The following is an 11,378-nucleotide window of genomic DNA, read 5'->3' as shown; positions in this document are numbered from 1 at the left end:
CATGATTTGCACTATGCGAACTGGATTTGTAAGGGAGCATCAGCGACCTGGAAATCCAGTGAGTCAGTGACAGCAGTGGGCGAAGGAGCGCCTTTTTTTATTCCTATTTGCGCCGTCAGGCGCCACCTTCCCCCTCTGAACCTTATGAACCCTCTGAACCCTTTGAACCCTTTGAGCCTTTTTACTAATCTCTGGAGAACAGGTCTCTGGTATACACTTTCTCCTTCACCGGCAGCAGATCTTCGCTCACCCGGTTGGCCAGGATGATGTCCGATGTCTCCCGGAAACCGTACAGGTCATGGGTGACGGGCACACCTTCAAAGGCGTCCTTGTCCAGGGTGGGTTCATAAATGATAAGGTCGATGCCCTTTTCCTTCAGCCTTTCGATGATACCCTGGATGGCGGAAGAACGGAAATTATCACTGCCGCTCTTCATGGTGAGGCGGTAAATGCCCACCAGTTTCGGCGAAAGAGAAGCGATATGGTCTGCAATGTACTGCTTCCTTGTTTCATTGGCCTCCACCACCGCGCGGATCATGGTTTCCGGCACATCCTTGTAATTGGCCAGAAGCTGCTTGGTATCCTTGGGCAGGCAGTAGCCGCCGTAGCCGAAGGAGGGGTTATTGTAGAAATCGCCGATGCGGGGATCATAGCCCATGCCCTTGATGATATCGGCGGTGTGCAGCCCTTTTTCTTCGGCGTAGGTGTCGATTTCATTGAAATAGGCCACGCGGATGGCCAGGAAGGTATTGGAGAAGAGCTTGATGGATTCTGCTTCCGACGAGCCTGTAATGAGCACGGGAATATTTTCCTTAATGGCTCCTTCCTGCATGAGGGAAGCAAAGAGCCGGGCCTTTGGGAGGAGGGCTTCCTTCCCTTTGGGAATGCCTACAATAATGCGGGAGGGATAGAGGTTGTCGTAAAGGGCCTTCCCTTCCCGAAGAAATTCCGGCGCAAAGAGGATGGAAAGCTCGGGATACCGGGCGGAAATTTTCTTGGTGTAGCCGATGGGGATGGTGGATTTGATAATCACCACCGCTTTGGAACCTACCCGGCGGATCTGGGTAAGAATGGACTCCACCGCCCTGGTGTCAAAGCGGCCGGTTACGTCGTCGTAATTGGTGGGAGCGGCAATAATGATAAGCTCCGCATTCCGGTAAGCACTGTCCCCGTCCAGGGTGGCTGTGAGGGAAAGGTCCCTGTTTTTCAGATAGTCTTCAATATAGGCATCGGCAATGGGGGACTCCTTCCTGTTCACCATGTCCACCTTTTCAGGGATTACGTCCACCGCAGTCACATCATGGTGCTGGGCAAGGAGAATGGCATTGGAAAGGCCTACGTAGCCGGTACCGGCAATGGCTATTTTCATAAATAATTCCTCGCTTCTTTATAATGATAGTCTTTATCCTATTATACTCTTTCCGGCGGAACGTGGGAACAGCGGCGGGGCAGGAGACAGGAAACTGTGGATGAAAAGTTTCCTGTTGGGCGTGGGGACAGTGGTGGGTCATCTCGACAGGAAACTATACGCGAAAGGTTTCCTGTTGAGCGTGGGGACAGTAGTGATTCATAGAGACAGGAAACTATTTGCGAAAAGTTTCCTACTGAGCGTGGGGGCAGTAGTGAGTCACCGCGACAGGAAACTATTTGCCAAAGGGTTTCCTATTGAGCGTAAAGACAATGCGGTTCATAGAGACGGCCCTCCTTCCTTTTCTCTCTCTCTTGTGATACTATATTGATAGAAATCGAATTGCAAGGAGGCATTTCCATGATACTTGAAATTGGTAAAAAGGCGCCGGATTTTACCCTGCCCTCTGATGGCGGGAAGGATATTTCCCTTCATGATTATGAAGGACAGAAAGTGATTCTTTATTTTTATCCCAAGGATAATACGTCAGGCTGCACCCTGGAAGCCAAGGCTTTCCGTGACCACCTGGCGGATTTCAAAGCCCTGGGCTATGCTGTCATCGGCGTGAGCCGGGACTCCGTGAAGAAGCACTGCAATTTCCGGGATAAAAATGAGCTGAATTTCCCTCTCCTTTCCGACGGAGAAGAAAAAGTGGTGAACCTTTACGGCGTGCTGAAGGAAAAGAGCATGTATGGCCGGAAATACATGGGCATCGAACGTTCCACCTTTATCATCGATGAGGAAGGAAATCTGGTCAAAGAATACAGAAAAGTCAAGGCCTCTTCCCATGTGGAGGATCTGCTGAAGGAATTGGGGAAATAGGGAGAGAGCTGTGAAATCCATGGTTTCACAGCCCCTCTTATTTTGCCTTTATGAATAAGCCGGCCCTTCCTGCCGGCTGGGATTTACCGGCTATGGTTTCCCCGGTGCCACGCACCAGGATTCTTCGCTTCGCTCAGTATGACCATGAAGGAGGGAAGGGCAATCCACAACCCTCGGGCCCAAGGGGCCCGTCAAAGAACCTTAAGAACCCTCGGCTCCGCAGGAGCCGTCCACCTTTCCCTTTGAACCCTTTGAATCCCTTGAACCGGCCCTCTCTTCCCAGGCTCTGCGGGCCCACCCCCTTTGGTGCCTGCGGCACCACCTCCCCCCCGCTGAAGCGGGGGGGACAATAAGGGAGGGGGGAACCGCTGAACCGGCGGGGAGATAATAAAATAGGGGGGACCCTCTGAACCCGGGGCTGTGAAGCGGCCCCTTATATTTCTTCCAGCGCTTCCATACCCATGATAAGGGCGGCGTTTCGGCTTTCGCGGCCCCAGCGGCGCTGGTCGTGGGCAAGGGATGCCAGGGTGTCGGCGGTGAACATGATTTCCGCAAATTCCTTTTTCCGGAAGCGGGCGCAGGCGGCCAGGGCGCTGGCTTCCATATCCACCAGGGTGCAGCCTTCTTCCCGGCGGCGCCGGATTTTTTCTTCCGTTTCCCTGAAGAAGCCGTCGCTGGTCCAGGTGGCAGCGGGACGGAAGGGGAGGCCTTTCTTTTTGAAATAGTCCTTCAGATGGAGAAGGGGCGCCTTGTCCATTTCGATGAGCCGGGAGGGAGGCAGGTAGTGGAAGGAGGTGCCTTCGTCCCGAAGGGCCTTCTCAATGGGGAAGAAGCAGTTTTCCGGAATGTCTGTGAGGGAGCCGCAGCAGCCGATAGCGAGCACTTTTTCTGCGCCATAGGCAAAGAGCCTTTCTTCGATGAGGACGGCGGAGGGGGCGCCGGCCGGGGCCTGCACCAGAAGAAGGGGCTCTTTCCCGGGGATTTCATAGAGGGGGAAGGGCTTGGTGAGGGAGAGGAAGGAGCCAATGACTTTGCCTTTCCTGCTTTCCGCAAAGGCGGCAATCCTCTTTTCACCCAGAAAGGCCATGAGGCAGCGGCGGGGAAGGCGGAGGGGAAGGCCTTCGAAGTCTGGTGCAATGAGCCCTTCTTCCCTGCTGTATTCGGTAAGCGGCAGATCTGACAGTTTCATGGTAATCTCCTTTCATGAAATATCTATCCTCATTATAAAGAAGGCGGGAGCGAATGCAAAGGGGCTTGTACATGGTCCCTGCCAATGGTATGATACAGGAAGACAAGTACATATCTGCAGGGCGGCGGTTGGAGGAACCGGCGCCTTTTTGATTTGATGGGGGCGGTACTATGAAATACATTGATTTCCACTGCGATACCATAACGGAGCTCCATGATCATCCCGAGAAGGGGAGCCTTCTGAAGAATTCCCTTTATGTGGATCTGGAGAAATTGAAAAAAGGGGGCTGCTTCATCCAGGATTTTGCCCTCTGGGTGGACAAGAAGGAAACGCCGGATGTGTGGAAACGGTATGAGAATCTGCTGGGCACCTTCCGCAGGGAAATGGAAGCCTGGCACCGTCTCATCTGCCCCATCCGCTGCCGGGAGGATCTGCGGGAAGCGGAGGAAGAGGGAAAGATAGGGGCCCTGCTTTCGGTGGAAGGCGGAGAAGCGGCAGGGGGTAGCGTGGAAAAGCTGGAGCGTATGTACAAAGACGGCGTGCGGCTTATGACTCTTACCTGGAACTATCCCAATGAAATCGGGTTTCCCAATGGCATGGAAGGAGGCATTACGAAAAAGGGCCGTGAAATGGTGGAAGCCATGGAAAATCTCCATATGATTGTGGACACCAGTCATCTGAACGATGAGGGCACCAGGGAAATCCTTATGACCTGCCATGTGGCGCCTATGGCGTCCCACTCCGACGCCCGCGCCGTCACCGGCCACAGAAGGAACCTCCCCGATGACCTTATCCGTCTCTTCGGTGAAAAGGGCGGCCTTATCGGCCTGAACTTTGCCAACCATTTTACCGGCGCCGAAGACGTAACCACCCTGGATAGTATCGTCCGCCATGCCCGCCACATCCGGGACGTGGGCGGCATTGACGTGCTGGCTCTGGGCAGCGATTTCGACGGCATTGAGCCGAAACTGGAGCTGAAGGACGCTTCTGAAATGGGCCGCCTGGCGGAGGCCTTGAAAAAGGGCGGCTTTAAGGAAGAGGAAATCGAGAAGATTTTCTGGTGGAACGGCGAAAGGTATCTGGAGGATGTGCTGAGGTAGAGGGGAGACGATAAAAGATAGATGGTAGAAGATAGAAGGGCGGGCGTTTGATATACGTCCCTTGCCAAATAAAAATCCCCGGGAGCCCCGGGGGTTTTATTTCAATATTTGTCCTGAATAAAGTGGGTGGGTGTCCATTCCTCATATGCGGGCTTGGAAATCTCTTCCTTTTCACCGGCCTTCATGCATTTCATCACCCAGGCCATATTGCGGGCCAGGGTACGCATGGTCTGCAGGCCTTCCCTGTCCTTCAGCGCGTCTTCCCTGGTGAAGCCGTGAATCTGGTTCCAGTACTGGGAGCCAGGGACGATCATGTTACTCATGAGGAAATATTTATTCATCCGGTCAAAGGCGGCAGAGGCACCACCCCTCCGGCAGCTGACGACAGCGGCTGCTGCCTTTCCGGCCAGCCGTCCTTTGGAAGCATAGAAGAGACGATCCATGAATGCAGTGGTCTGGCCGTTGGGGCCGCCGTAGTATACAGGAGAGCCGAAGATGAGGCCGTCGAATTCATCCAGCCTTGCAAGGACTTTGTTTACGGAGTCCTTATCCTGCACGCACCGGTCGTGGGATTTGCAGTATCCGCAGGCGATGCAGCCGGTTATAGGTTCCCTGCCGATCTGCAGGATTTCCGTTTCTATCCCCTCTTCATTCAGGGTGCGGGCCGTCTCCTCCAGCGCCGTATATACGCAGCCCTTCCTATGGGGACTGCCGTTAATCAGTAAAACTTTCATGGCTATTCCTCCTTTGCCGATTTCACAAATTTCCTCCTGTCTCTATTATAACAAACATGAATAGGGTCTATACGCATCAACGGACGGGGAGATACCGGCCCTTCTGCATTATTTGGATTTGGGCCGCCGGGGGACTTTCCAATTTCCCTATTTACAATCTCATATATATTCGCTATACTGTATATACATTGATAAAGAGACAACGAAGCCCTTTTTACCGCAAGGTAAGAAGGGCTTTTGCGTCTTTATGGCAAAGAGGCTGCATTCATCTTCGATGACTGCGGCCTTTTTTCGTAAGGGGGAGAGATTATGAAAAAACTTCTGAAAGCTGCACTCACCGGTTCCCTGCTGGGACTGACAGTTCTTGGTTTTGCCGGCTGCGGCGGCGGACAGTCGGGAAGCGCTTCCGGCGGTTCGGTGCCGAAGGATACCATCGTGGTAGGCATGGCGGTGGATCCGGAAACCCTGGACCCGGCGGTCACCATGGATAACAAGGGCTGGCAGATTACCTATCCCGCTTACGAAAGGCTTGTGAAATACAAGGTGGTGGATGGCAAGGCCACTACGGAAGTGGAGCCTTCCCTGGCCAAGTCCTGGGCTGTCAGCGATGACGGCCTTACCTGGACCTTTACCCTGGACGAGGGACACAAGTTTGCCGACGGTTCTCCTGTGGATGCCAAGGCGGTGAAGTTCTCCATTGAACGTGTACAGAAAATGAAGAAAGGCCCCTCCGATTATTTCAAAGTAGTGAAATCCATCGAAACCCCCGATGACAAGACCGTCATCTTCCGGCTGGACAAGCCATTTGCTCCCTTCCTTTATACCCTGGCGGTGAACGGCTCCTCCATTGTGAATCCGAAGGTCATGGACCAGGCCAAGGACAATGATATGGGTTCCTCCTACCTGGCTACCCACACCATGGGTTCCGGTGCCTATGAAATCACCTCCTATACCCCAAGCCAGTCCATCAAGCTGGATGCCCAGAAGAATTACTCCGGCAAAGCGCCTGCCATTAAGCACATTCTCTTCAACAGCACCAAGGATCCTTCCGCCCAGCGCCTGCAGCTGGAGAAGGGGGATATTGATATTGCCGAAGGCATCCCCCTGGACCAGATCGACCAGCTGAAGGACAACAAGGCCATCCACATCTACGAAGATCCGTCCCTCCTCTGCTCCATTGTGTACCTGAACAACCGGAAACTTCCCACCAGCAACAAAGTCTTCCGTCAGGCCCTCTCCTATGCCATTGACTACAACGCCATCATTGACGGCGCCGTGAAGGGCCGGGGCCAGCAGCTCACCAGCGCCGTGCCGGAAGGCATGTGGGGCAAGGATGAATCCATCAAGGGCTACTCCTACAATTTGGACAAGGCAAAGGAACTCTTGGCAAAATCCGGAGAGAACGTGACGGAAATCAACCTCCTCTACTCCGGCCACGCCGCCTTCGACGAGGCGGAAGCCCTTATTATCCAGAATAATCTCCAGCAGCTGGGTATCAAGGTAAATCTGGAAAAAGTGGCCTGGGCCACCTTCCGTCAGAGAGCGGACAAGGGCGATTTCCAGATGGCCCTGGGCACCTGGAGCCCGGACTACAGCGATCCCCAGTTCTTCCTTTCCTACTGGCTTGACTCTTCCTACTGGGGCCTGCCGGGTAACCGCTCCTTCTATAAGAACGACGAAGTGGATGCCCTTCTCCGTGAAGCAGAAGTGATGACCGACAAGGACGGCAGAACGGAAATCTACAAGAAGGTACAGCACATGGCCTTCGACGACGCCCCCTACCTCTTCCTCTTCCAGACCAAGGTGCTCACCCCCCATGAGAGCCAACATCAAGGGCTTCGCCTACAACCCCATGCTGGACAGCATGTACGACTTCGAACACCTTTCCAAGGAATGATTCCCGGTTTGTGAAATTGGATTTCCCAGAAAAAGGACTTTCCGGCAAAGCCCTTTTTCTATTGGGAGGCGGGAAGGCGATCCTTCGCTGCTGCCGAAGGCGGCATTATAAATGATTGCCCGCAGGGCGATACCACCACCCTCGGCGCCGCAGGCGCCGTCAAACCTAAGAACCTTTTTCACAACCCTTTTACACAACCTGTCTGCGCCAGCAGGCCACAACCTGCGGCGAAGCCGCGCCCCTTTTTATACTGCGGCGTAGCCGCCACCACAACCCTCAGCGTCCAAAGGACGCTGTCAAACCTAAGAACCTTCGACCGCAAAGCGGGCGTCAAACTTAAGAACCTTTTCCACAACCCACAGCGGCAGCCGTGCCCCTTCGCGCCCAAAGGGCGCGTTTATCTCCCTTTGTTATAAAACAATCCCTGTAGATTTTGCAGTGGAAAAAGTGTAAAATGTATGTAAACCATAATCTATTTTTGAGGAGCGCGTGGTCTGCATAAGACGAGTTTTACCAAGCTGATGCAGGTGGGGAGTATGGAGAATAGAAGAAATTGCAAAAAATGGATGAATGATTTTCCCGGCGGGGTGCTTCTGATTTCCAGGGACGAAGAGGAAAAGATACTGGCGGTGAACGAAGAGGTTCTCCGCATTTTTGAGTGCCCCGGAGAGAAGGAGTTCATGAATCTTTCCGGCAGCCGTTTCCGCGGGCTCATAGCGGAAGAGGAGTATCGTTCCCTGGAGGAGATTTTTTCCAGCCACAACGAGAAGGGAAGATACAATTTCTACAACTTTTCGTCCATTTCCCTGAGGGGGCGTACCCTGGATGTGGAAGGAGTTCTGGGAAGGGCGGAGGATGATGAGTTTGGCCCGGTATGGGTGCTGGGGCTTGTGCGAAGCGAGGTCCGTCACAGGGCGCTGGAGCAGGAGATGGATACCGGGCTCATTGGGAAATATGACTTTCGCCGGGAGGCTTTCCGGCTGAAGCAGGAAGATATGGCTCAGGGCGTGTATGGAAAAAGGATTGTTATTTTCATCAACCTGGTTCGCTTTTCCTTCATCAATGCCAATTATGGGGTAGGCGTGGGCAATGCGGTGCTGAAGCGGATGGGCCAGATCCTGCGCCGCCATTTCCCTGCGGATCCCGTAGCCCATGTGGCGTCCGATGATTTTATCATCCTCGCCGGTCCGGAGCATGCTCTTGAGAAACTGGATGCGGCGGTGGAGGAAATCAATGACATCATGGAGGATGACTCTGTCCGCTGCAAGGCAGGGGCTGTGCGTTTCGGCGAAGGGTATATTTCCGTTGCCGCCCTGAAACGCATGACCTGGTGGGAACCCTTTGACCTGGCCCGGAAGGCGGCGGAGTCCATCAAAAATGACGGCAGCCGGAACTGGGTGCTGTATACCCCGGCCCTGGGACAGAAATTGATTAATACTGCCTTTGTTATGAAAAATTTCAAAAGGGCTCTTCGGGAAGGGCACATCCAGGTTTTTTACCAGCCCGTTATCCGCGCCCTCACAGGGAAGCTCTGCAGCTTTGAAGCCCTGGCCCGTTGGACGGATCCGGAGAAGGGCATGATTCTGCCCAGTGTATTCATTCCGGTGCTGGAGAAGATGAAGATTATCCACCTTTTGGACTGCTATGTCATTGAATCCACCGCCCGGATTTACCATCGTCTGAAGAAAGCGGGATATCCTATTATTCCCGTATCGGTGAACCTGTTACGGGTGGATTTCGATACACTGAAACCCTTTGATTTCATGGAAGAAATCATATACCGGTACCAGGTGCCCCGCCAGTTTTTCCATATTGAAGTGACGGAATCAGCGATGACTCGGGACACCGGTGTCTTGAAGAAGGAACTTTTCCGCTTTAAGAAGGCAGGCTACCAGCTCTGGCTGGATGATTTCGGCAGCGGCTACTCTACTCTTAATGTGCTCAAGGAATTTCCTTTTGATTTATTAAAAATCGACATGGCCTTTCTGCGAAATTTCAACGAAGAAAGCCGTAAGATCATCCGGTCCATTATCCTCATGGCAAAGAACCTGTCCATCCATACCCTGGCAGAAGGGGCGGAAACGAAGGAACAGGTGGATTTTCTGAGGGAGTCGGGCTGCGAGGCCATTCAGGGCTATTTCTATGGGAAACCTATGAGCATCGAGGAGTTTGAGGAAAAGCTGGGCGAAGGCAGCTATGCAGCAGAAGGACCGCTGGAAAAGGTAGTCATGGACCGCATCGGTCTGGTGAATGTGCTGACCGATAAGCCTGTGGGACTCTTCCTCAATCGGAAGGACCGGTTCGTGCTTCTTTTGAAAAATGATGCGCTGAAGCAGGTGGGTGATGCGGTATATGGGGGCGGCAATATTTATCTTAAAGGAAACGAAGTGCTCCACAGCAATCCCCTCTATCCATGGATGCAGGCCCTCATCGAAGGCAGCCGGGCCAGCGGCCAGGAACAGTCGGTGGTGGCCATGCGGAACGGCTTCATGCTGAGGAATTCCATTCATATACTGGCAGGTAATGATACTCTCTCCGGAGGTACCGTATCGATCATCAATATGTCCGTGAAGGATGAAAACGGCCCCATAAAGACCTTAGATACCCTGTACAGGAATATGATGCGCATTTTCGACGCCCTTTATTATTACCAGGGCGACAAGAATACGGTGGATGTCATCCTTTCCACCATCCCCGGCATGAAGCCGGGCTCCGTTCTCACCAGGGCCCAGTGGCTCCAGATGTCGGAGAGTTATATGCATCCTGATGATAGGAAGCAGTTCATGCAGTTTATCCAGCCGGACAATATCCAGAAAGTGGCGGCCGATTCCATCCATCGCCTGTCGTCTGCCCATTTCCGCATCAAAGACAGCCATGGCCAGTACCGCTGGAAAGAAGTGATAGCCATGGTCATGGGGCAGGCGGAAGAAAACCATATCCTTCTGGGGGCGAAAGAAACGGCCCTGACACCGCTGGTGCCAAAGGAAAGAGCCGAGTTCCTCCGCCTCTATGTATCTTCCCTGCCGGGCGTGCGGGAGAAGGAAACGAAAGAGGAAAAAGCGTGGAACTTCGTCCATGCTCTTCAGAGAAAGTCGGAATTCAAATTTTTCTGGAAGGACCGGAATCGGAGATTCCTCGGCGCCAGCGACGCCTTCCTTCGGTATTACGGCTTTTCCGATGAAACGGCCATTCTGGGAAAAACAGATGAAGACATGGGCTGGCATCTGGGAGACAGCACCTACAAGGCAGAAGAGGAAAAAGTGCTGCAGAAAGGACAGATTTCCTATAATGCCCGGGGTAAGTGCATCGCCAAAGGGACGCTCCACGCCATCCGGGCCACCAAGGTACCTGTGTATGATGGAAATGAAATCATAGGCCTTCTGGGCTGGTTCGTGGACCTGGACAATGAAGCGGAAATAAAGGAACGGGACAGCGTTTACCGCTTAACCGATGAGGAAAGCGGCGTTCTGAGCTACCGGGGCATAGTGATCGAAGCGGAACACTATGCTGACGCTTTCCAGACGGCCGGCATGATGTACGAATGCATCCTTCTTGATATTACCGCCATCGAAGATTTCGGGAAATCCTACGGCATGGGCAGCCGAAAGAAACTGGTCCGCCGGATTGCCGAAGAAATCCGGAACTGCTTCGGCACCAGGGCCGTCAGAGGCCGCATGGGAGTCAACCGTTTCATTATCCTGCAGAACAGGGAAGAAGAGGGAATGATAGAAAAAGAACTGGACGCCCTGTCCGGAACAATCAAGGCCATCCACAGTGTGGACGGCTGTCCCTGCACCCTCTTCCTCCGCACCGCCCGGGTGGACTGCACGGAAACGGAGGATGTGGATGAAATGAAGACACTCCTGCTCCGCCGGTTATCCGGCCATGAAGCATAAGAAGAAGGAGCTGTGAAGAAATGATTTACCTTTCTTCACAGCTCCTTCTTTTCGATGACTTCTTTCTGATGGTCATCTGCCAGCCCCTGTATCATTTTGAGGGAAGTCAAGAAATCTCCATCCACCAATGAGGCAGGAGATCTCTCGACTCAGAGTATCATCGAAGCGGTTTCCATCTACCCCCCCATACCGGCACGTTCCTTCGCTCGAGATGACGGTGGCGGCGGACGCCTCTCTCGTCATTTCGATGGTGGGAGCGGAGTGGAGACATCCTACGCTTCAAATAGCTGAAACGACGCCTTGCACCCCTCTCGTCATTTCGACCGTAGCCG

At 53.4% G+C, this 11,378-nt stretch carries 7 protein-coding genes; 4 read left to right on the top strand and 3 right to left on the bottom strand.

Translation table 11 applies throughout. The features are described from left to right. Nucleotides 1-184 precede the first annotated feature (184 nt). Nucleotides 185-1,369, bottom strand: coding sequence for a nucleotide sugar dehydrogenase (locus B2Y11_RS06280; protein ID WP_291057420.1), 1,185 nt, complete (start codon nucleotides 1,367-1,369; stop codon nucleotides 185-187). A 399-nt stretch (nucleotides 1,370-1,768) separates the two neighbouring features. On the opposite strand from B2Y11_RS06280, the gene bcp reads away from it, so the two are divergent. Then, nucleotides 1,769-2,230, top strand: a complete 462-nt coding sequence (bcp, locus tag B2Y11_RS06275) for a thioredoxin-dependent thiol peroxidase (protein ID WP_291057418.1) — start codon at nucleotides 1,769-1,771, stop codon at nucleotides 2,228-2,230. Nucleotides 2,231-2,663: 433 nt separating this feature from the next. On the opposite strand, the gene B2Y11_RS06270 is transcribed toward bcp, so the two are convergent. Continuing rightward, the gene (locus tag B2Y11_RS06270; RefSeq protein WP_291057416.1) at nucleotides 2,664-3,419 is read right to left on the bottom strand and encodes a nucleoside phosphorylase; all 756 of its coding nucleotides are present in this window, start codon (nucleotides 3,417-3,419) and stop codon (nucleotides 2,664-2,666) included. 170 nt (nucleotides 3,420-3,589) lie between these two features. Here B2Y11_RS06270 and B2Y11_RS06265 point away from each other — a divergent pair, with 170 nt between their 5' ends. Beyond that, entirely contained in the window at nucleotides 3,590-4,519 is a 930-nt protein-coding gene (locus B2Y11_RS06265) for a dipeptidase (RefSeq protein WP_291057414.1), read from the top strand. A 101-nt stretch (nucleotides 4,520-4,620) separates the two neighbouring features. Here B2Y11_RS06265 and B2Y11_RS06260 read toward each other — a convergent pair whose 3' ends face one another. Continuing rightward, on the bottom strand, nucleotides 4,621-5,253 hold the full coding sequence (locus B2Y11_RS06260; protein WP_291057413.1) for a flavodoxin family protein: 633 nt from the start codon (nucleotides 5,251-5,253) through the stop codon (nucleotides 4,621-4,623). Between the two features lie 309 nt (nucleotides 5,254-5,562). Here B2Y11_RS06260 and B2Y11_RS06255 point away from each other — a divergent pair, with 309 nt between their 5' ends. Beyond that, entirely contained in the window at nucleotides 5,563-7,164 is a 1,602-nt protein-coding gene (locus B2Y11_RS06255) for an ABC transporter substrate-binding protein (protein ID WP_291057411.1), read from the top strand. A gap of 522 nt (nucleotides 7,165-7,686) precedes the next feature. Further along, complete coding sequence (locus B2Y11_RS06250) at nucleotides 7,687-11,046, top strand: EAL domain-containing protein (protein ID WP_291057409.1); 3,360 nt, start codon at nucleotides 7,687-7,689, stop codon at nucleotides 11,044-11,046. Nucleotides 11,047-11,378 lie beyond the last annotated feature (332 nt).

Origin of the sequence: Dialister sp. UBA1703 (assembly GCA_002320515.1) — a bacterium.
GTDB lineage: Bacteria > Bacillota > Negativicutes > Veillonellales > Dialisteraceae > Dialister.
The sequence above is the reverse complement of the archived record's forward strand: the minus strand, read 5'-3'. Positions and strand labels throughout refer to the sequence as shown.

What these genes read in the sequence shown, in the direction of transcription:
- bcp (WP_291057418.1), top strand. Translation starts at nt 1,769, where the DNA reads ATGATACTTGAAATTGGTAAAAAGGCGCCGGATTTTACCCTGCCCTCT.
- B2Y11_RS06280 (WP_291057420.1), bottom strand. Translation starts at nt 1,369, where the DNA reads ATGAAAATAGCCATTGCCGGTACCGGCTACGTAGGCCTTTCCAATGCC.
- B2Y11_RS06255 (WP_291057411.1), top strand. Translation starts at nt 5,563, where the DNA reads ATGAAAAAACTTCTGAAAGCTGCACTCACCGGTTCCCTGCTGGGACTG.
- B2Y11_RS06270 (WP_291057416.1), bottom strand. Translation starts at nt 3,419, where the DNA reads ATGAAACTGTCAGATCTGCCGCTTACCGAATACAGCAGGGAAGAAGGG.
- B2Y11_RS06265 (WP_291057414.1), top strand. Translation starts at nt 3,590, where the DNA reads ATGAAATACATTGATTTCCACTGCGATACCATAACGGAGCTCCATGAT.
- B2Y11_RS06260 (WP_291057413.1), bottom strand. Translation starts at nt 5,253, where the DNA reads ATGAAAGTTTTACTGATTAACGGCAGTCCCCATAGGAAGGGCTGCGTA.
- B2Y11_RS06250 (WP_291057409.1), top strand. Translation starts at nt 7,687, where the DNA reads ATGGAGAATAGAAGAAATTGCAAAAAATGGATGAATGATTTTCCCGGC.